This window comes from Bradyrhizobium sp. USDA 3256 (genome assembly GCF_054058275.1).
In genome coordinates, this window is record NZ_JBSSAE010000002.1 from 5,526,279 (window position 1) to 5,546,580 (window position 20,302).

The following is a 20,302-nucleotide window of genomic DNA, read 5'->3' on the forward strand; positions in this document are numbered from 1 at the left end:
ATGACTTCGTATCGCGCCGAGTTTCAATTAAGGCGGGACATCCGTCGATCTCCGATCGGTCAAAGTCGATTGCTTCGCTTACCCTCGATGAGGTCGAGAACTGCCCTGGCCGCCTCGAGCACGTTAGTGCCTGGCCCGAAGACAGCGGCAACGCCGTTGCGGAATAGCGCATCGTAATCCTGCCGCGGCACAACTCCGCCGCAAACGACAATGACGTTGCCTCCCCCAATCGCCGCCAGCTGCTCAATGACCTGTGGGATGAGCGTCTTGTGGCCAGCTGCGAGCGACGAAATGCCGAGTACATGCACACCTTCACGAACCGCCATCACCGCCGCTTCGGAAGGTGTCTGAAACAACGGACCGGCGATGATATCGAAGCCGACATCTCCAAACGCTGACGCGATGACCTTCGCGCCTCGGTCATGCCCGTCCTGACCTAGCTTGGCGATCATGATCTTCGGCCGCATGCCGATGGCCCGCGAGATTTCGCCGACCCGGGATACGAGGTTGGTAAACTCGGGATCGCCTGCATAAGCCTGACCGTAAACATCCGAGACAACTGCCGGGGTCGCCTCATGGTCGCCGAAAGCCTGCCGCATTGCGTCCGACATCTCGCCGACGGTGGCGCGCGACCTGGCTGCTTCGACAGCCATCTCGAGCAGGTTTCCCTCGCCTGTTCGGGCCACCTGGGTCATTGCCGCCAGCATTGCACGAACTATCTCAGTAGCCCGCATCTTCTTGGTCTCGGCAAGACGCTTGATCTGGGAAGCGCGGACGGATGAATTGTCGATCTCCAGAATATCGATCGGTTCTTCATGATCGAGACGAAAGCGATTGACTCCGACGATCACTTGATCTCCGCGGTCGATGGCCGCCTGCTTTCGCGTGGCAGATTCTTCGATCAGACGCTTAGGCCAGCCGCTCGCAATTGCTCGGGCCATCCCTCCCATACTCTCGACCTCTTCCATGAGCTGCCATGCCTCGCGGGCGAGCTCATCGGTGAGGCGCTCCACATAATAAGAGCCGGCGAGTGGATCGACGACATCGGTAATTCCGGTTTCATGCTGAAGTATCAGCTGGGTATTGCGCGCAATCCGCGCCGAAAATGGGCTGGAACTCCGCCATCACGCGCGACCAGATAAGTCGGGCGGCTCGCAGCTTGGCGGCCTCCATGAAGAAATTCATCCCGATCGCGAAAAAGAACGACAGCCGCCCGGCGAAATCGTCGATATTGAGCCCTTTGGCAAGCGCCGAGCGAACGTATTCGCGCCCGTCGGCGAGTGTGAAGGCAAGCTCCTGGACTAGCGTCGCTCCGGCTTCCTGCATGTGGTAACCCGAGATCGAGATCGAATTGAACTTCGGCATGTAACGTGCCGTGTAGGCGATGATGTCCGCGATGATGCGCATAGATGGTTGCGGCGGATAGATATAGGTGTTTCGAACAATGAACTCCTTGAGAATGTCGTTCTGGATCGTTCCGGACAGCGCCTGTCGTTGAACGCTCTGCTCTTCAGCCACGACGATGAACGTCGCCAGAATCGGAATCACCGCGCCGTTCATGGTCATCGATACAGAGATCTCGCCGAGAGGGATACCATCGAAGAGGATTTTCATATCCTCGACTGAATCGATAGCGACCCCAGCCTTGCCGACGTCACCGACGACACGGGGATGATCGGAATCATAGCCGCGGTGTGTGGCCAAATCGAAAGCTACCGACAATCCTTTTTGTCCCGAGGCGAGCGCACTTCGATAGAACGAATTCGACGCTTCCGCGGTAGAAAATCCCGCATACTGCCGAATTGTCCACGGCCGGCCGCTATACATCGTCGCACGCGGTCCGCGAACGAACGGCCACATTCCGGGCAACGAGTCCAGATGGGCAATACCTGCCAGATCCGACGCGGTATAGACGGGCTTGACCGCGATATTCTCAGGCGTCTCGCGCACGAGCGTCGCGGGATCGCCCTTTAGTTCCCTTTCTGCAATCTTCTTCCACTCATCGGGAAACACGAGCATCTCCTTTGGCACGTTGTGCTGATGCTCCAGCCGCTCTACGCAAATTCCAGGATCAGCGCGTCGACCGCGAGCGTGGCGCCGGCGGCGGCGTGGATCTTCTTGACCGTGCCGTCACGCTCGGCGCGCAGCACGTTCTGCATCTTCATGGCTTCGACCACCGCGAGCGTCTCGCCGGCCTTGATCTCTTGCCCCTCGGTCACCGCGATCGACACCACGAGACCGGGCATCGGGCACAGCAACTTCTTGCCGGTGTCGGCGGCCGAGACCACCGGCATCAACCGCGCCGAGGTCGCCTCGGTCTCGGTGAAGACATAGATCGGGACCTCAAAGCCCTGATGCGCGAGGCGGAAGCCGTTGTTGATCGACCGCACCTGGACGGCGACAAAGTTGCCGTCGATGGTGCCCTGCCAGACCGGCTCGCCCGGCACCCAGCCCGACACCAGATTGTGCGGATTGCCAGGGAGCCCGTCGGCGGCAATGAAGCGCACCGCGATGGCGTCACCCTCGCGGGCGACATCGAGCGCGATCTCGGCGCGGTCGAGCCACACCGCGCGGCGGCGCTCGCGCAGCACCACGCGGCCGCCCATCTGGCCGGAGATCTGCCGCTTGCGCTCGCCCAGCACGTGGTCGATGGCAGCGCCAACCGCGGCCAGCCGCCGCGCGATCTCGCCCTCGGGCGCGCGCGCCGAAAATCCCTTGGGGAATTCTTCCGCGATAAAGCCGGTCGACAGCCGGCCCTCGCGCCAGCGCGGATGGTTCATCAAGGCCGACAGGAACGGGATGTTGTGCCGGATGCCGTCGACATAGAACGCGTCGAGCGCGGTCGCCTGCGCCTCGATCGCCGCGGCGCGCGACGGGGCGTGGGTGACGAGCTTGGCGATCATCGGATCGTAATGGATCGAGATCTCGCCGCCTTCCTGCACGCCGGTGTCGTTGCGGATCGTGATGCCGTCATGGCTGGCCTCGGCCGGCGGACGGTATTTCACCAGGCGCCCGATCGACGGCAGGAAGTTGCGGAACGGATCCTCGGCATAGACGCGGGATTCCACCGCCCAGCCGGTCAGCGTCACGTCCTTCTGCGCGATCGCGAGCTTCTCGCCGGCGGCGACGCGGATCATCTGCTCGACGAGGTCGATGCCGGTGATCAATTCGGTGACGGGATGCTCGACCTGCAGGCGGGTGTTCATCTCCAGGAAGTAGAAGCTCTTGTCCTGGCCGGCGACGAATTCCACGGTGCCGGCCGAATCGTAGTTCACCGCCTTGGCCAGCGCGACCGCCTGCTCGCCCATCTTGCGGCGGGTGGTCTCATCGAGCAGCGGCGACGGCGCCTCCTCGATGACCTTCTGGTTGCGGCGCTGGATCGAGCACTCGCGCTCGCCGAGATAGATCACATTGCCGTGCTTGTCGCCGAGCACCTGGATCTCGATGTGCCGGGGATCGACGATGAATTTCTCGATGAAGACGCGATCGTCGCCGAACGACGACTTCGCCTCGGCCTTGGCGAGGTTGAAGCCTTCGGCGACTTCCGCCTTCGAATGCGCGATGCGCATGCCTTTGCCGCCGCCGCCGGCGGAGGCCTTGATCATCACGGGGTAGCCGATCTCGTCGGCGATCTGGACGGCGTGCTTGTCGTCCTCGATGACGCCGAGATGACCCGGCACGGTCGAGACCTTCGCCTTCGCCGCGGCCTTCTTGGATTCGATCTTGTCGCCCATCGCGGCGATGGCGCCGGGGTTCGGGCCGATGAAGACGATGCCGGCGGCTTCCAGCGCGCGCGGGAACGCCTCGCGCTCCGACAGGAAGCCGTAGCCCGGATGCACCGCCTGCGCGCCGGTCTTGCGGCAGGCCTCGACGATCTTGTCGATCAAAAGATAACTCTCGGCGGCGGCGGGCGGGCCGATCAACACGGCCTCATCGGCCATCTCGACATGCAGCGCGTCGCGGTCGGCCTCGGAGTAGACGGCGACCGTCTCAATCCCCATACAGCGCGCAGTCTTGATGACCCGGCAGGCGATCTCGCCGCGGTTGGCGATCAGGATTCGTTTGAACATGCTTCTATCACAACGGCAAATTGTCGTGCTTCTTCGCGGGGATTTCCACCTTCTTGTCCTTCAGCATCGCCAGCGCCCGTGCGATCCGCCGCCTGGTCGAATGCGGCATGATGACGTCGTCGATGTAGCCGCGCTCGGCGGCGATGAAGGGGGACAGGAAGCGGTCTTCGTATTCCTTGGTGCGGGCGGCGATCTTGTCGGGGTCGCCGATGTCAGAGGCGGAAGATGATCTCGACTGCGCCCTTGGCGCCCATCACGGCGATCTGGGCGGTCGGCCAGGCGTAGTTCATGTCGGCGCCGATCTCCTTCGAGGCCATGACGTCGAAGGCGCCGCCATAGGCCTTGCGGGTGATGATGGTGACGAGCGGCACCGTGCACTGCGAATAGGCGAACAGCAGCTTTGCGCCGTGCTTGATCAGGCCGCCATACTCCTGCGCGGTGCCCGGCAGGAAGCCCGGCACGTCGACGAAGGTGACGATCGGGATGTTGAAGGCATCGCAGAACCGAACGAAGCGCGCGGCCTTGCGTGACGCATCCGAGTCGAGCACGCCCGCCAGCACCATCGGCTGGTTGGCTACGAAGCCGACGGTGCGGCCGGCGATGCGGCCGAAGCCGGTGACGATGTTTTTCGCGAAGGTCTCCGAGATCTCGAAGAAGTCGCCCTCGTCGACGACCTTCAGGATCAGCTCCTTCATGTCGTAGGGCTTGTTCGGATTGTCGGGGATCAGCGTGTCGAGCGACATATCGACCCGCCCGATATCGTCGAAGCTCGGCCATTCCGGCACGCCGTCGGTGTTGTTCGACGGCAGGAAGTCGATCAGCCGGCGCATCTGCAGCAGCGCGTCGACGTCGTTCTCGAACGCGCCGTCGGCGATCGAGGAGCGTGTCGCGTGCACCGAGGCGCCGCCGAGCTCCTCGGCGGTCACCACCTCGTTGGTGACGGTCTTCACCACGTCGGGGCCGGTGACGAACATGTAGCTGGTGTTCTTCACCATGAAGATAAAGTCGGTCATCGCGGGCGAATAGACGTCGCCGCCGGCGCAGGGGCCCATGATGACGGAGATCTGCGGGATCACGCCTGACGCGATGACGTTGCGGCGGAATACATAGGAATAACCCGCCAAGGCAGCTACGCCCTCCTGGATGCGCGCGCCGCCGGCGTCATAGAGGCCGATGATCGGCGCCCTCGCCTTCATCGCCATGTCCTGCAGTTTCGTGATTTTCAGCGCGTGGGTCTCGGAGAGCGAGCCGCCGAACACCGTAAAATCTTTGGCGAAGACAAACGTCTTGCGGCCGTTGACCGTGCCCCAGCCGGTGACGACGCCGTCGCCGGGGATCCTGGTCTTCTCCATACCGAACTCGATCGAGCGGTGCTCGACGAACATGTCGAATTCCTCGAACGAGCCCTTGTCCAGCAGGAGCTCGATCCGCTCGCGGGCGGTCAGCTTGCCGCGGGCGTGCTGCGCCTCGATGCGCTTTTCGCCGCCGCCCAGCCTGGCGCCGGCGCGCCGCTCTTCGAGTTCAGCCAATGTACTCACGATAGCGCGCGTCCTCATGATCGGGCCCGATCTACTGCGATCCGAGAGAAGCTCTCTTCACAGAACGAGCCTTGGTTGAGCGTATTCGCCGATGTGCGTCCTCGTCGGCCGACCTGGAGGTCATCCCGACCCACGCACTTGTAAGGCGACTGACCGGCCCTGGCCGGCGGCCCAGCAACCTTTGCACCCCCGTCTAATGTATGCAAAGTTAGCAAAATGAGCTCAGCGAGAGGAGCAAAGAAGTGCGTATTATTGCTGATAACGCTTCGCTTTTTGTAAAGTTTGCGAAGTGAAGCATCACAAGATTTTTGCCGGCGACCGGCTGCGGCGGCTGCGCGAGCAACGCGGAATGACACAAGCGGAGCTCGCAGATGCTCTTAGGATTTCGGCCGGCTATCTAAGCCAGATGGAGGGGGACCAGAGGCCAATCACGCGCAAGCTGCTTTTGGGGCTCAGTCGGTTACTGGACATAGAAACGAACTACTTCGCGGCCGACGACGATTTGCGGCTCGCAAGCGAACTGCGTGAAAGCGCCAGCGACCCACTGTTTGGGTCCGCCATCTCGGCAGACGAGGCTAGTGCGGCGGTAAGGGTCGCACCCGACATCGCGCAGCGCTTTCTCCATCTTTATCGCGGCTATCTTGCGCTCGAAGAAGAGCATCGCTCCCTGCAATCGCGCGTCGCTGAAAGCGACGTGGGAGCTGCGAGCCGCTTTCCCTACGATGAGGTCCGGGATTGGGTGCAATCCCAGCGAAACTATTTTGATGCGATCGACCGCGCCGCCGAAAGACTTGCTGAAGTGAGAAACTTCCATCCCGAGAATCGCAGCGACGATTTCATCAAGTATTTGCGCGACAGGTATGGAATCCGAACAGAGCAAGCCCCGGAGGATCTCGGCAAGGGGATGATCTGGCGGCTTGATAACAACGCCAAGACGCTCTTTCTGTCGCAAGATGCTCCCTTGGAAAGCCGGCTGTTCTGGATTGCTCACGTCATTGGCCTCCTGGAGCAGCAAGGCAGCATCGAGCGCGAGGTCAAGCAGGCACGACTGAGCAATGAGGAGGCTGCATCGCTGGCACGGGTCGCGCTCGCCAACTACTTTGCCGGTGCGCTGGTGATGCCGTACGGACCATTCCTCGCTACCGCGCGCGAAGTTCGGTACGACATTGAGCGCCTTCAACGACGCTTCGGTACGAGCTTTGAACAAGTCTGCCATCGCTTGAGCACGCTTCAACGGCGAGACTCGCCAGGAATTCCGTTCTACTTCCTGAAGATCGACATCGCTGGAAACGTCCTGAAGCGCAGCAGCGCTACGCGCTTCCAGTTCGCACGATTCGGAGGCCCCTGCCCCCTGTGGAACGTGCACCAATCGTTTTCACATCCCGGGCGCATCCTGGTCCAGCTCGCTGCGACACCGGATGGGACGAAGTATCTTTGTGTGGCTCGGACCGTGAGCCTCTCGGCGGGGTCCTATCTCAACCGTCCGCGCGCGGTTGCGGTCGGACTCGGTTGCGAAACTGCCTATGCAGGCGAGACGATCTACTCCAAAGGCCTCGACTTGGACGCCCCCGACGCGACCGACCCTATCGGTCCGGGATGCAGGGCCTGCGAACGCAAGGATTGTCGTCACCGTGCGCTACCGCCGATCGGACATCCACTTGACGTGGGCACAATCGAAAGAGGAGTCGTCCCATATCAGATCGACACCAAGACCTTACGAACCAGCAGGATCAGATGACAGGCCGGGCCGTGCCAGCCTTTCACCGACGCGCCGTTGCCCCAGTTCATGATCTATCGCGTCGCACGCTCTCGCGTCACTCCACTGCACCAGTTTCGCACCAGAAACGGCGTGATTCAAAGGCAACGGATGCAATCAAGCGACACAAAAATGCAGCAAAATCAACGAGTTCGCTCGACAGCCTGCCGCTCATAACGGTCTGGTTGCAGGTTCGAGTCCTGCCGGGCCCACCAGCAAATCGACTGTAAGTTCGTTATCGCAGCTTGCCGAGCCACAGCGCGGTGAGCGCCGAGCGATTGCGCACGCCGAACTTGGCGTAGATCGACTTGACGTGGAAATGCGTGGTGTTCGGACTTTGGTCAAGCCTCTGCGCGATCTGCTTTTCCGTGTGCCCGTCGAGCAGTGCGAGCAACACCCTGCGTTCAGCAGGTGTGAGGGGTGCATTGGCGATGAGCAGGCCGTGGCTGAGCAGTTGCTGACGGTGAAACCATCTCAACCCGCGCATCACGAAGCCCAGACGTTGGCCGTCCTGCGCCGAGAAGCGAGGGGCCTCCGCATCGCGAAATACGAACAGGCGAATCCTCACGTCGTCATTGAGCGCAATGCGCACGGAAATGCTGTCGGCGAAGCCGACGTCCAAATAGTGCCGCCGATAGTGCTCGCCCTCGAACCATTCCGGCGGCAGCGCTTCGAACAGCAGGCGGACGCGGAACGGCTCATCTCCCGACATGGAAAGGATCTGAGACAGGTCGACGTTGCGGGACCAGAGCGTATCGAACTGCTGCTGCACGGATGCTGCCACCGCCGGTATCGGGTCCAGTACCCGGACGAGGCGCGGACGCCAACCGAGCAAGGGATCGGCCCGCTTCGGCGAAGGCAATCGCACGACTACACCCCATAGCACATTGCGTGCCGACAACATGGTACGCAGTGCGGCTAGCAGATGTGTCAGTGCGGCGTCGGCGTCGCCGACGGAGAACTCGGCCAGCCGATCCCAAAGTGCATAGACATCTTGATTCTGCGGATTGGTGGAATCCGTGGATAGATACATGTCCCCCCCGAAACGAGTGCGCAGGTCACCGACCTTCGAGCAAGCATAGGAGACACCGGACCACCTTTCTAGGTGGTTCCCAGACGCATCAAGTGGCGAGATATTCAGTGCGGTGTTGGGAAGACTGGCCTTCTCACCGTCACGATATTCGGAGATTAACGATGCGCACAGCAACGGGCGCGCGCCGACTTGACACACCCGACGACGACCGGACGGAGCGGCGGTGGCGTCTCGGCTTTTTCATCGCCCTATTATGCGCCGTTTTGATTGCACTCGCGGTCTTCGCGCAGGAGCAACCCGCTAAAGCGTTGATCCGCCCCACTGGCCCGCTGCCGGCGATCAACATTCCCTGATCGAGGCGCTGTTGGCGCGCCACTTGCCTGGAGCCGAGATTTCATTTGCATTGGAAATTGTGTGATCCAGACCGTTAGCGATCGGGCATCTTTGCCCATGCTGATTTCAGTTTGCCTTGGGGGCCTGCTTTGTCTGGGCGTTCTAGAAGATCGAAGAAACCCTCCGTCGCCGAGAGCGGAATCGCGAGCTCATGCGTGAAGCACGACGCTCGCTAACGCCCAGTCATTAGCCAACTTCTGGAGATCATCATGCGCGCCGTTGCAGTTGCTGCGATTGCAAACGCTTTTGTCCGGGTATTCCCCGCATCCTCATTGCAGGCAAACGTCCTCAAGCAGACCGCGTTGTTCTGTGGAGCCGCCCTCTTGGTGTGGCTGCTGTCGGTGACTTATGGGCTGGATCTCAGTGCCGGATTCTTCTAGCCGATCAGCATCTGATTTTTGCGTTTTCTTCGGTATCCAAGCCCGTTGACCCACATGTACAGGGGTCGTCGCGCTCTTCAGGGGCAAGTTCATAGAAGGACGCGGAAATGCGCTGCTCAGACGTTTTGTTCTGCAGCTCGAAGTCCTGGGTTGAAGCCGCCGGCTATCTCGCATCTCTTCTCGTCTTCGCCACGTTTTGCATGAAGACGATGCTCCAGCTCAGGATCACGGCCATCTTGAGCAATGTCGCGTTCATCGCATACGCGTTCTTCGACGACTTGTATCCAATCCTCGTCCTTCACTCGGTTCTGCTGCCTCTTAACGCCGTCCGAACAGTCCAAATGCTCCGCGTCAGGCGAATTGTGGAGCAAGCATCCAAGGGCGAATTCACAACCGAACCGCTATGCCCGCTCATGGTTGCTGGTTCGAGTCCTGCCGGGCCCACCAGTAAATCAATGGCTCGGCACTCACGATCGCCGGAGGTCCTGTCTACTCCACGCAAAAAAGATGCCGCGCCCGAAGGACACGGCAAGTTTCAGGGAGGGTGAACCGGCAGACTTCCGGTGCATGCCTGCGACCCCGGCCCATCGTCAGTCAGGGCGCAATCTGAAAATCAGCGGCCGCCCACCAAGGCGGTCACCATTTCAATGCGGCCGTACGCACGGGATGATCCCAGAGCACGGTGGTCTCGCTGTCGAGCAGGCTCACGGTGAGCGAGCAACCCGCCATGTCCAGCGATGTGACGTAGCTGCCGACCAGCGAACGGGCGATGCGCAGACCTCGCTCCTCGAGCATCCGGCGCGCCGCGTTGTACATCAGATAGAGCTCGATCGTCGGCGTGCCGCCGAAGCCGTTGACGAGCAGCAGCGCCTCGGAGCCCGCGGGCGCCGCGAGATCGCCGGCGATCGCTGCCGTCATCTCCGATGCGATCGCATCGGCCTCTGCAAGCTTGACGCGGCGGCGGCCCGGCTCGCCGTGGATGCCAACGCCCATCTCCATCTCGTCCACGCCGAGCGCGAAGGTCGGCGTGCCCGCGGCCGGAACGGTGCAGCTGGTCAGCGCCACGCCTATCGAACGTGTTCGCGCGTTGACGCGCTCGCCGAGCGCCACGCAGGTCTTGAGATCGGCGCCTCCCTCGGCGGCGGCGCCGACGATCTTCTCGACAATCAACGTGCCGGCGACGCCGCGCCGCCCGATACTGTAGGTCGACTTCTCGACCGCGACATCGTCATCGGTCACGATGGTGGCGATGCGACCCTCGGCGATCTCGGCTGCCATCTCGAAGTTCATGCGGTCGCCGGCATAGTTCTTGACGATGAACAGGACACCGGCATCGCCCGCGACCGCCTGGGCGGCCTCGACGATCTGGTCCGGCGTCGGCGAAGTGAACACCTGGCCGGGACAGGCGGCATCCAGCATGCCGTAGCCGACGAAGCCCGCATGCAGCGGCTCATGCCCGCTGCCGCCCCCCGACAACAGCGCGACTTTCTTCGAGTTCAGCTCGCGGCGACGGACGAATTTCCGCTCAGCGCCGAGCATGACGAGGTCGGCATGCGCGGCGGCAAAGCCGTCGAGGCTCTCTGCGAGCATGTTATCGACCGCATTGATGAACTTCTTCATTGTGTCCTCCCCGCTTCGTCCGTTTGGCGTTTCTCGCCTATTTTTCCCGCATGATGCCAATCAGTCGCCGCGTGAACTCCTGGAGCAACGTGTCGAGCTCGGCGTTGCGCTTGGCGCTGCCGAGGTCCGGCAGATGCAGCGTCAGCGCCCGCTCGTGCGAGCCTTCGCTCAACCGGCCGACGCGGCGCGGATGTGCGCGCGCATAGGCGCGAAGGAAGGCTGCCTTCGCCTGTGGCGGAAAGTGGCAGACATCGAAGATCGTGTTGAGATGCTGCACCGGTATCGGCACCGGATATGCGGGATTGCTGATCTGGCTGACGAAGCTGCGGTTCTTGCCCATGGCATGGGCCAGCCGAAGCCGCATGCCGGAGGGACGGCTCTCCAGCACCTCCTTGAAGATGCGCTTGTAGACTGCCACCGCGCCGGCTTCGGGCGCGTCATCGGCCGCCGTGTCAGCCAAGGCCGCCTCCGCTGCTCAGCCGGTCGATGGTCTGCTTGATCTGCGCCAGCGCCGATGCATTGACGGAGAGTTCGCGCAGGCCACAATTCAGCAGGGCGGGCAGGCAGCGCGGATCACCCGCCATGTCGCCGCACAGGCTGACGCTGATGGCGGCGCGGCGCCCATGCTCCGCAGTCCGCGCGATCAGTTCGAGCACTGCCGGATGCAGCGGGTCCATCAGGGGGGCGAGAGCTCCGTTGGAACGGTCGCAGGCCAGCACATATTGCGCGAGATCGTTCGAGCCGATCGAGAAAAAGGACGTCTTGAAGCTCGCGATTGCCAGGGCCGCCGCCGGAACCTCGACCATGATTCCAAGTTCGGGCAGCATCGCGGCAATGCCGTCCGCCTGCAAGTGCTGCACGACATCTGCGAACAGCTTCCGCCCCGCCTCGAGCTCGTCCGCCGAGGTGACCATCGGGAACATGACCTTGAGATTGCCGCGCACCGCGGCCCGCGCCAGCGCGCGGAGCTGAACCGCAAAGATCTCGGGCCGGGCGAGGCACAGGCGCAGGCCGCGCACCCCGAGGAACGGATTGGCTTCGCCGTCCACCGTGAAGCCCGGCACCGGCTTGTCGCCGCCCGCGTCAAACGTGCGAATGGTGACCGGTCGCCGGTCTGCCCAACGCAACACCGCATCGTAGGCCTGAAACTGTGTCTCCTCGTCGGGCAGGCCACCACGCTCCGTCAGCAGGAACTCGGTGCGCATCAGGCCGATGCCGTCGGCATATTGCGCGTCGGCATGCTCGAGATCCTCGACGCGCTGGATATTGATGAAGAGCTTGATCCGCTCGCCGCGCCAGGAGGCTGTCGGCCGCCGCAGGATCGCGCGCGCGGATGCCCTGCTCTTGAGATGGCTGTCGCGCCGCTTCTCGAAAGTACGGACCTGTTCGGCATTGGGATCGAGCTCCAGCGTCGCGCCTTCGCCGTCGAGCAACGCCGTGGTGCCGATGTCTGGAATCGAACCGAGCTGCACCACCATCGGGATGCCGCGCGCGCGCGCCAGCATCGCGACATGGCTGGTCGGGCTGCCGCGCAACAGCGCCAGGCCACCGCCGCCGGACCAGTCGATCTCGAGGAAGCGCGATGGCGGCAGATCGTCGGCGCAGACCACGCCCCCGCTCGGGACCTTCAGCGGCTGCCCCTGGTCGCCACGCAGAATGTGGACCACGCGGTCGCGCAAATCCGCAAGATCGGAGGAACGCGCTTTCAGATAGTCGTCCGGTGCGGAATTGTAGTCGGCGATGTGCGCGTCGAGCGTCGAACGCCATGCGATATCGGCTGGACGTCCCTCGCCGATCGACGCGAAGATCGCCTCGATCAAATCCTCGTCCTCCAGCAGCGCAACCTGGAATTCGAGAATCTGCGCAGCTTCGCCGCCGGCGCTGGCGGCAAGATCGGCGATCTGGCCACTCGCGACGTCGATCGCATTGCGCAAGGCCAGCGCCTCCTCGACCAGTGTGCCGGCCACGCGCTCGCCGGCCGCGCCCGCATCGACACGGACAAACGGGCCATGGGCAAAGCCGATCGAGGCGGTCCTGCCGCGGTAGGCCAGACCTGCAGCGCCGCCCTGCATGCTATGGTGCTCCATCCGGAAAATCGCTTGCGATCAGATCGACCAGCGCCGCGACCGCGGCCTCGGCGTCGCTACCGGAGGCCTTGATCTCGATCGTGCTGCCATGTGCCGCGCGCATTGCCATGATCTTGGCCACGCTCTTGGCATTGATCCATTCCGGCGCGCCCGCGACCCGCACGGAGATCTGAGCCTGGAACTTCTTGGCGAGCTTGGTCAGCTTGACCGCGGGGCGCGCGTGCATGCCGACTGCATGCACCAGCCGCACATTGCCGGTGAAGATCTGTCCGTCCGCTCTATCAAGCATGCTCATCATCCATTAATCGCATCGCCGACATCTCAATCGGCAGAGAGTTCCTCGGCCACGGCTCTGACCTGGGCCAGCGAGCTGCCGCCCGCAGCTTCGGTCGCCGCCATGACGGCGCCCTCGACGATCGGCGCGTTGCAGACGACAACGAGATCACGCCTCGCCGGCTCCAGCATTTCGACCGCCATTTCGCTGTTCGTCTCGGCGCCGCCGAGGTCGACAAGTACAGCAACGCCTTTCGACGACCAGGCATCGTTGATGGCGTCGATGATCAGCGGCACGCTGGTGCCGAGACCACCATCGGGATTGCCGCCGCAGAAGGCGACCTTGACCTCGCTGCCGACCATCTGCCGCACCATGTCCGCGGTTCCCTTGGCGATATCCCGGGAATGCGAGACGATCACGATCCCTACGGTATCGGTCATTGCCGCGCCTCCAGGCCAGCGCACACAGCGTGCAGCAGAACGCAGCTCGATCGCGCCCCGGGATCGACATGACCGACGCTGCGCGCACCGAGGAACGACGCCCGGCCCTTGGTGGCTTGCATCGGCACTGTGCGCTCGACCGCTTCAGCTGCGGTGATGCGCACCCGCGCGATCAGATCGGGCTGGCCGGCGCCCGCTTTCAGTGTCTCCAGCACCGGAACGAGCACATCGAGCATTGTCTTCTCGCCGGCCTGCGAGCGACCGCGCGCGCTCACCGCGTCCACTCCGCTGCCGAACACGTCGGCGAGATCGTCAGGCAGGTGTTTGTCTTGCGACAGCGCTTCGCCCGCGGCGAGAAAGAAACTGCCATAAAGCGGGCCGGAGGCGCCGCCGACCGTCATGACAAGGGTCTTGCCGATCGCCTTGAATGCCTCGTTCAGCGGCTGCGCCGAGATGGCATCGAGCTTGCCGAGCACGGCCTCGAAGCCGCGCTTCATGTTGGTCCCGTGGTCGCCGTCGCCGATCGCCTGGTCCAGGCTCGTGAGCTCCGGCGCGCTGGCGATGACCTGCTCGGCGGCCGCCTTGAGCAGCGACTTGAATGTCTCCGGTTGCACAGACATCTATCTGAACCTCTCGCTCCTCTATTGGACCATCGCGCCGATGCGTTGCCCCGCACGGTCGAAACACAGCGGACGCAGCAGCTGGAATTCAACCTCCTGGCCGGCCCGCAACGGTTGATGCGGATCCGCCAACGTCACCAGCGTTTCGCCCTTATAGTCGAGGTGAACGTGATTCTGCTCGCCCAGATGCTCGACGCGATGCACCCGACCGACCATCTGCCCGCCGTTGCGCGCGGCGATCTGGAGGTGCTCGGTGCGGATGCCGACCGTCTCCGTTTCCGGCGGTATCGCCACATCGGACAGCAGCCGTGCGGGGAGGAAATTGATCTGGGGCGTCCCGAGCCGCGACGCGACGTAGCTGCTGGATGGATTTTCGTAGATCTCCCTCGGCGTGCCGAGCTGAAGCAGCCGGCCGTCCTTGATCACGCCGATCCTTGACGCCATCGTCATGGCTTCGACCTGGTCGTGGGTCACATAAAGGATGGTCGCGCCGAGCTCAAGCTGGATCCGTTTCAATTCGAGGCGAAGCTCGGCGCGAAGCTTTGCATCCAGCGACGACAGCGGCTCGTCCATCAGATAGATCGAGGGATCGCGCACCAGCGCGCGGCCGATCGCGACCCGCTGCATCTCACCTCCCGACAGGCGAGTGGCGCGATTATTCAGCTTGCTGGCGATATGCAGGAGCTCCGCGGTCTGCTCGACACGCTTGCGGATCTGTGGCTCCGGCACGCGCCGCGCCGGAGAGCGCAGCGGGAACGCGAGGTTGTCATAGACCGACAGATGCGGATACAGCGAATATTGCTGGAACACGAATGCGATGTCCCGTGCACCCGGCGGATCATGCGTCACGTCGCGCCCGCCGATCATGACCGAACCGGCGTCGGGCCTCTCGAGCCCGGTGATCAGCCGCAGCGTCGTGGTCTTGCCGGCACCGCTCGGCCCGAGCAGGACGAGGAACTCACCGTCGTTCACCGTCAGTGAGAGGTCGCGCACCGCCTCTACCGCGCCGAAGCGCTTGCTGATATTGCGCAAGCTGACGTCAACCATGGCGCCCCCCCTCCTCGCCGGCGGTCCTGATTGCAAGGCCGCTGCCGGCATCGAACAGTGAGAGCCGAACGGAGTTGAATTCGAGGCCGACGGTCTCTCCGACCCGCACCGAGGCGCTCGACGGCAGCCGCGCCGCGACCCGTCCATAGGCGGTGTCGATTGTGACGATCTGCGTCGTGCCGAGATATTCCGCGCCGAACACCTCGCCACGAACGGATCCGGCGTCGCTGAAGCGAATATGCTCCGGACGAATCCCGAGGGCCAGCGCAGCGCTGGCCCGGTCCTCGCGGATCTCGGGCACCACGAGCCTGGTGTCGTGAAACTTGATCGCCCGGTCACCAGATCGCAGGCCGCCCTCGAAGCGCAGGAAGTTCATCGGTGGCGAGCCGATGAAGTCCGCGACGAACATGCTGGCAGGCCGGTCATAAACCTCCTGCGGCGTGCCGATCTGTTCCACGCGCCCCTTGTTCATGATCGCGATCTGGTCGGCCATCGACATCGCTTCGAGCTGGTCGTGGGTGACATAGACCGTGGTCGCCTTGATGCGATCGTGCAAATCGCGCAGCTCGCCGCACATCAGATGACGAAACTCGGCATCGAGCGCGCCCAGCGGCTCATCCATCAGGAAGGCCTTCGGGCGCCGCACCATGGCTCGCCCGAGCGCGACACGCTGGCGGTCGCCGCCCGAGAGCTTCGATGTCTTGCTCGACAGCAGATGCTCGATCCGCAGCATCCGCGCGGTCTCCTGCACCCGCTCGCGAATCTCGCGCCGCGCCATGCCCTGGCACTTCAGGGGGAAGCCGATATTCTGCCCGACATCCATATGCGGATAGAGCGCGAACAGCTGGAACACGAACGCGATATCGCGGGCGGCGGCACGGTGGAACGTGACGTCCTCCCCGTCGAGCAGGATCTTGCCCTCGGTCGGCAGCTCGAGGCCGGCGATCATGCGTAAGGTGGTGGTCTTGCCGCAGCCGGAAGGGCCGAGCAACGCAAAGAAAGTGCCATCGTCGATGGTGAAGGTCGACCCTTCCACCGCGGTGAACTGATCGAACGACTTGCGAAGATTTTCGATGCGGATCTGAGCCATGACCCTATTCCGGAAAATGGCTGACGACGACGAAGCCTACCGTGCCGGCCAGAATCGTCACGAATGAATAGCTGTAGAGATCGATCGAGAAGGGCTGCACCAGCATGAAGATGCCGCCCCCGATCAGGGTCATCGCAACGGCCTCCCAGCGCCCGCGACTGAAGAAGCAGGGCAATGCCCCCTTGGTTCCCTTGGCACCCCTAATAACAGCAGAACCGCTCATTTGCGCACCGCTCCGAAGGTGATGCCGCGCAACAGATGCTTGCGGAGCAGCACGGTGAACATGACGATCGGGACGACGAACAGCGTGGTCGCGGCGGCAACCGCCGGCCAGTCCTGCCCGCCCTCACCGATGATGAAAGGAATGAAGGGCGGCATGGTCTGCGCCTCGCCGCTGGTCAGCAGAACCGCGAAGGCGTATTCATTCCAGGAGAAGATCAGGCAGAAGATCGCGGTCGCCGCAATTCCGGTGACGGCCTGCGGCAGCACCACCTTGCGCAGCGCCTGCAGCCGCGTGTAGCCGTCGACGAGGGCCGCCTCTTCGTACTCGCGTGGGATCTCGTCGATGAACCCCTTGAGTAACCAGACTGCGAGCGAGACGTTCACGGCGGTATAGAGCAGGATCATTCCGAGCCTGGTGTCGGTCAGGTTGAGCTGCCGGTACATCAGATAGATCGGGATCGCGACCGCGACCGGCGGCATCATCCGCGTCGACAGAATGAAGAACAAGAGATCGTCGGCCAACGGAATGCGGAAGCGCGAGAATGCGTAGGCCGCGAGCGTACCGAGGAAGACGGCGAGGAAAGTCGAACCGAACCCGATGATCAGCGAGTTGACGAAGCGCGGGACGACTTTGGACGGTCCGGCAATGACCATGTCATGCTTGCGGACCAGCTTGTCATACCAGGTCTCCGGGGGCGGCAACTTGGCGATGAAATCAGGTGTCTGGCGGGTGCGCACCGTGAACAGGTTGACATAACCTTCGAGCGTCGGCTCGAAGATTACCTTGGGCGGATAGGCGATCGCATCGCTTTGCGACTTGAAGGCGGTGGCGACGATCCAGAGCAGCGGCAGGATCGTGATCAACGCATAGAGGATGACGAGAGCACCAGCGAATGCCTTGGTGCGCGGCGAGGCCTCGACGATCGAGTGCGCGCTGGATCTGGCCAGGACAGGTTTGGCTACGGCAGCGGTCATCGTTGCTTCACCTTGTTGAGCGCTTTGACGTAGATGTTGGCGGCACCGAACACGGTCACGAACAAGATGATGGCAAGCGCGGACGAATAGCCGGTGCGCCACTTCTCGAATGCCGCGCGCTTCAGTGTGATCGATACGAGCTCGGTGGTCGACCCTGGTCCTCCCGACGTCAGCAGGTTGACCATGTCGAACATCTTGAAGTTCTCGATCGCGCGAAACAGCACCGCCAGCATCAGGAACGGTACCGTCATCGGCAGCGTGATCGACCAGAACTGCCGCCAGGCCGAGGCACGATCGACTTCGGCCGCCTCGTAGATGTAATCCGGGATCGAGCGCAGCCCCGCGAGACAGATCAGCATCACGTAGGGCGCCCACATCCAGGTGTCGACGAGCACGATCGTCCATGGCGCGAGCGCGACCTGCCCTGTCATGCTGAAGGAGCTCGGCGGCACACCGGTGAACAAGCTGATCAGATAGTTGAACGGGCCGATCTGCGGCTGCAGCAGCAGCGTCCAGAAATTGCCGACAACCGCCGGCGACAGCATCATCGGCAGCAGGATGATCGTGGTCCAGAAACTGTGGCCCCGGAACTGACGGTTGATCAGAAGCGCGAGCCCAAAGCCGATCACGACCTGCACGGCGACCGAGCAGATCACGAATTGCGCGGTGGTCTGGAGCCGGAACCAGACGTCCTCGTCGTTGAGTATGTCGCTGAAATTGTCGAGCCCGACAAACCGCAGCGGCAGATAGGACATGCTGAGGTTGAGGCTGGTGAAGGACAACCGGATCATCCAGACCAGCGGAAAGATGTTGATCGCGAGCAGCAGCGCAATCGTCGGCGCGACGAACAGCCACGCAATGGTCCGGTCGGACAGACCATGGACGCGGCGCGCGGCGCGGGATTTGGCTGGCTCGCTCACGCCCGGGATCGTAGCATGGTCGGGTTGCAGGATCGTCGTCATCTTGTCCATCGGCTGGGCTGGTTCGGCTTCCCCGAGGCTGACCTCGGGGAAGCCAGTTCAGTTGGGACGCGGCGTTCGGGCTATTGCGAGGCGACTTGCTTGCCCTGTTCCTTGAACACCTTGGTCCAGTCCTTGACCAGGAGATCGAGCGCCTGCTGCGCGGTACCCTTGTCGGCGACGACGTAGTCATGCACCCGCTTCTGCATATCAAGCAGCAGCTGGGCGTAGGACGGCTCGGCCCAGAAGTCCTTGACGATGCCCATCGACTCCAGGAATTGCGGCGCGAACGCCGCGCTCTTCGGGAAGTCCGGCGCGTCGACCACCGCCTTGAGCGCCGAGTAGCCGCCGATCTGCCACCATTTCTGCTGCACGGCGGGCTGCGCGAACCACTTGATGTAGGCGAGCGCGTCGTCCTTGCGGTCGGAGGTCGCAACCACCGAGATGCCCTGTCCGCCGAGCTGGGTGAAGTGCCCGTTCGGGCCGGCCGGATTGACGAAGAAGCCGATCTTGTCGCCGCCGACATTCGGATCCTTGTAGAGACCGGGGAAGAAGGCGAACCAGTTCATTTGCATCGCCACCTGGCCCGACTTGAAGGCATCGAGCCCTTCCTGCATGTAGGCGTTGGTCATGCCCGGCGCGGTGCAGCACTTGTAGAGTTCCTTGTAGAACTCGAGCCCCTTGGCCGCCTCGGCGGAATTGACGATGCCTTGCATCTGGTACGGCTTCTTCGGATTGTCGTAACTGAAGCCGTAATTGTAGAGCACGTTGGTCACGCCCATCGTGATGCCTTCGGAGCCGCGCTCGGTGAAGATGTAGGCGCCATAGACCTTCTTGCCGTCGATCTCGCGGCCCTGGAAGAACTCCGCGATCTGCTTCAACTCGTCATAGGTTTTCGGCGGTGCCAGATCACGACCGTACTTGGCCTTGAAAGCCGACTGAATGTCGGGCCGCGAGAACCAGTCCTTGCGATAGGTCCAGCCCACGGCGTCGGCCATCGCCGGCAGCGCCCAGTAGTTCGCCGAATTCTTTGGCCACTGCGAATAGCCGACAACGGTCGCCGGGACGAAGTCGTCCATCGAGATGTGCTCTTTGTCGAAGAAATCGTTGAGCTTGACGTACCACTTGTTCTCGGCGGCGCCGCCGATCCACTGGCTGTCGCCGATGATCAGGTCGCAGAGCTTGCCGTGGGAGTTGAGCTCGTTGAGGAAGCGATCCGCGTAGCTCGTCCAGGGGACAAACTCGTACTTCATCTCGATGCCGGATTGCTTGGTGAAATCCTTGCCGAGTTCGACCAGCGCGTTGGCCGGATCCCATGCCGCCCAGCACAGCGTGAGCTGCTTACCCTGGGCCGCAGCTTCGCCTCCGCCAAATATCCCCAGCAGCGCCGCCCCGAGAACCGTGGTGGCCGCTGAGCTTCTCAGCCAATTGAATGTCCGCATATCCGTTTCCTCTCTCGTTGAAGCGTCCAACCCGCTCAGCGCGCCCTGCCGGAGCGACGCCAAGACCCTGAAACCGAGTTTGAGGAGCGATGAGTGAAGGACGAGACGGACCGCTGCCGGAGACGGCTCCGGCATGGCTTGGGCTCCTCCTGCACATCAGCGCTCGATGCGCCATGTTCAGTTTTTTGTATTACTAAACGTAGTACTAAATTTTTTGGCCCGTCAAGCCGGTTCTCGCGACCTTGGCGAAAATATTCCCGACGCTCGCACGCGCAAGCGTCGACGTTCGCAATGCAACAAATTGCCCAAGGATTGCAGCGAATGCGGCGAACAACGATTGCCGACCTGGTCCGGCG

The 20,302-nt window shown here is 62.7% G+C and carries 18 protein-coding genes and 2 pseudogenes; 3 read left to right on the forward strand and 17 right to left on the reverse strand.

What is annotated here, in order from left to right:
* Positions 1–59: 59 nt before the first annotated feature.
* The 3 genes and pseudogenes from ACVWY5_RS28060 to ACVWY5_RS28070 all read right to left on the reverse strand — a co-directional run bounded on the left by ACVWY5_RS28060 (position 60) and on the right by ACVWY5_RS28070 (position 5,626).
* A pseudogene (locus ACVWY5_RS28060) lies at positions 60–2,019 on the reverse strand (methylmalonyl-CoA mutase).
* Between the two features lie 35 nt (positions 2,020–2,054).
* Positions 2,055–4,070 (reverse strand): acetyl-CoA carboxylase biotin carboxylase subunit, encoded by a 2,016-nt coding sequence (locus ACVWY5_RS28065; RefSeq protein ID WP_456671721.1) that lies wholly within the window; start codon positions 4,068–4,070, stop codon positions 2,055–2,057.
* Between the two features lie 7 nt (positions 4,071–4,077).
* Positions 4,078–5,626: pseudogene (locus tag ACVWY5_RS28070) on the reverse strand (acyl-CoA carboxylase subunit beta).
* Between the two features lie 271 nt (positions 5,627–5,897).
* Here ACVWY5_RS28070 and ACVWY5_RS28075 point away from each other — a divergent pair.
* Positions 5,898–7,346, forward strand: coding sequence for a helix-turn-helix domain-containing protein (locus tag ACVWY5_RS28075; protein WP_028352244.1), 1,449 nt, complete (start codon positions 5,898–5,900; stop codon positions 7,344–7,346).
* A 253-nt stretch (positions 7,347–7,599) separates the two neighbouring features.
* Here the strand turns inward: ACVWY5_RS28075 and ACVWY5_RS28080 are convergent, their stop codons facing one another.
* Complete coding sequence (locus tag ACVWY5_RS28080; RefSeq protein ID WP_028335624.1) at positions 7,600–8,397, reverse strand: helix-turn-helix transcriptional regulator; 798 nt, start codon at positions 8,395–8,397, stop codon at positions 7,600–7,602.
* A 161-nt stretch (positions 8,398–8,558) separates the two neighbouring features.
* Between ACVWY5_RS28080 and ACVWY5_RS28085 the strand changes: the two genes are divergently transcribed.
* A complete protein-coding gene (locus ACVWY5_RS28085) occupies positions 8,559–8,750 on the forward strand; it encodes a hypothetical protein (RefSeq protein ID WP_028335625.1) in 192 nt (63 codons plus the stop codon).
* Between the two features lie 249 nt (positions 8,751–8,999).
* Complete coding sequence (locus ACVWY5_RS28090) at positions 9,000–9,170, forward strand: hypothetical protein (protein ID WP_244481824.1); 171 nt, start codon at positions 9,000–9,002, stop codon at positions 9,168–9,170.
* A gap of 116 nt (positions 9,171–9,286) precedes the next feature.
* Here the strand turns inward: ACVWY5_RS28090 and ACVWY5_RS28095 are convergent, their stop codons facing one another.
* From ACVWY5_RS28095 to ACVWY5_RS28155, 13 genes are all read right to left on the reverse strand, one after another.
* Positions 9,287–9,472, reverse strand: coding sequence for a hypothetical protein (locus ACVWY5_RS28095; RefSeq protein ID WP_160321714.1), 186 nt, complete (start codon positions 9,470–9,472; stop codon positions 9,287–9,289).
* 334 nt (positions 9,473–9,806) lie between these two features.
* Positions 9,807–10,790 carry a dihydroxyacetone kinase subunit DhaK gene (dhaK, locus tag ACVWY5_RS28100; RefSeq protein WP_028335627.1) on the reverse strand — a complete coding sequence of 328 codons (984 nt, stop codon included), beginning with the start codon at positions 10,788–10,790 and terminating at the stop codon, positions 9,807–9,809.
* 37 nt (positions 10,791–10,827) lie between these two features.
* Entirely contained in the window at positions 10,828–11,250 is a 423-nt protein-coding gene (locus ACVWY5_RS28105; protein WP_028335628.1) for a hypothetical protein, read from the reverse strand.
* Complete coding sequence (ptsP, locus tag ACVWY5_RS28110; protein ID WP_028335629.1) at positions 11,243–12,862, reverse strand: phosphoenolpyruvate--protein phosphotransferase; 1,620 nt, start codon at positions 12,860–12,862, stop codon at positions 11,243–11,245. Before ptsP ends, ACVWY5_RS28105 begins: the two co-directional genes overlap by 8 nt.
* 1 nt (position 12,863) lies before the next feature.
* On the reverse strand, positions 12,864–13,166 hold the full coding sequence (locus tag ACVWY5_RS28115) for an HPr family phosphocarrier protein (protein WP_244481825.1): 303 nt from the start codon (positions 13,164–13,166) through the stop codon (positions 12,864–12,866).
* 32 nt (positions 13,167–13,198) lie between these two features.
* Positions 13,199–13,591: a dihydroxyacetone kinase phosphoryl donor subunit DhaM gene (dhaM, locus tag ACVWY5_RS28120; RefSeq protein ID WP_028163196.1), complete on the reverse strand. Its 393-nt coding sequence runs from the start codon at positions 13,589–13,591 to the stop codon at positions 13,199–13,201.
* Positions 13,588–14,211 carry a dihydroxyacetone kinase subunit DhaL gene (gene dhaL / locus ACVWY5_RS28125; RefSeq protein ID WP_028335630.1) on the reverse strand — a complete coding sequence of 208 codons (624 nt, stop codon included), beginning with the start codon at positions 14,209–14,211 and terminating at the stop codon, positions 13,588–13,590. Before dhaL ends, dhaM begins: the two co-directional genes overlap by 4 nt.
* A 21-nt stretch (positions 14,212–14,232) precedes the next feature.
* Entirely contained in the window at positions 14,233–15,258 is a 1,026-nt protein-coding gene (locus ACVWY5_RS28130; RefSeq protein WP_028335631.1) for an ABC transporter ATP-binding protein, read from the reverse strand.
* Entirely contained in the window at positions 15,251–16,348 is a 1,098-nt protein-coding gene (locus ACVWY5_RS28135) for an ABC transporter ATP-binding protein (protein WP_028335632.1), read from the reverse strand. Before ACVWY5_RS28135 ends, ACVWY5_RS28130 begins: the two co-directional genes overlap by 8 nt.
* Positions 16,349–16,352: 4 nt before the next feature.
* Positions 16,353–16,571 (reverse strand): hypothetical protein, encoded by a 219-nt coding sequence (locus ACVWY5_RS28140; RefSeq protein ID WP_028335633.1) that lies wholly within the window; start codon positions 16,569–16,571, stop codon positions 16,353–16,355.
* A complete protein-coding gene (locus ACVWY5_RS28145; RefSeq protein ID WP_038377690.1) occupies positions 16,568–17,545 on the reverse strand; it encodes a carbohydrate ABC transporter permease in 978 nt (325 codons plus the stop codon). Before ACVWY5_RS28145 ends, ACVWY5_RS28140 begins: the two co-directional genes overlap by 4 nt.
* A complete protein-coding gene (locus tag ACVWY5_RS28150; protein ID WP_321176938.1) occupies positions 17,542–18,516 on the reverse strand; it encodes a sugar ABC transporter permease in 975 nt (324 codons plus the stop codon). The genes ACVWY5_RS28145 and ACVWY5_RS28150 overlap by 4 nt, the downstream gene beginning before the upstream one ends.
* 71 nt (positions 18,517–18,587) lie before the next feature.
* Positions 18,588–19,946 (reverse strand): ABC transporter substrate-binding protein, encoded by a 1,359-nt coding sequence (locus tag ACVWY5_RS28155; RefSeq protein WP_028335636.1) that lies wholly within the window; start codon positions 19,944–19,946, stop codon positions 18,588–18,590.
* Positions 19,947–20,302: the final 356 nt, after the last annotated feature.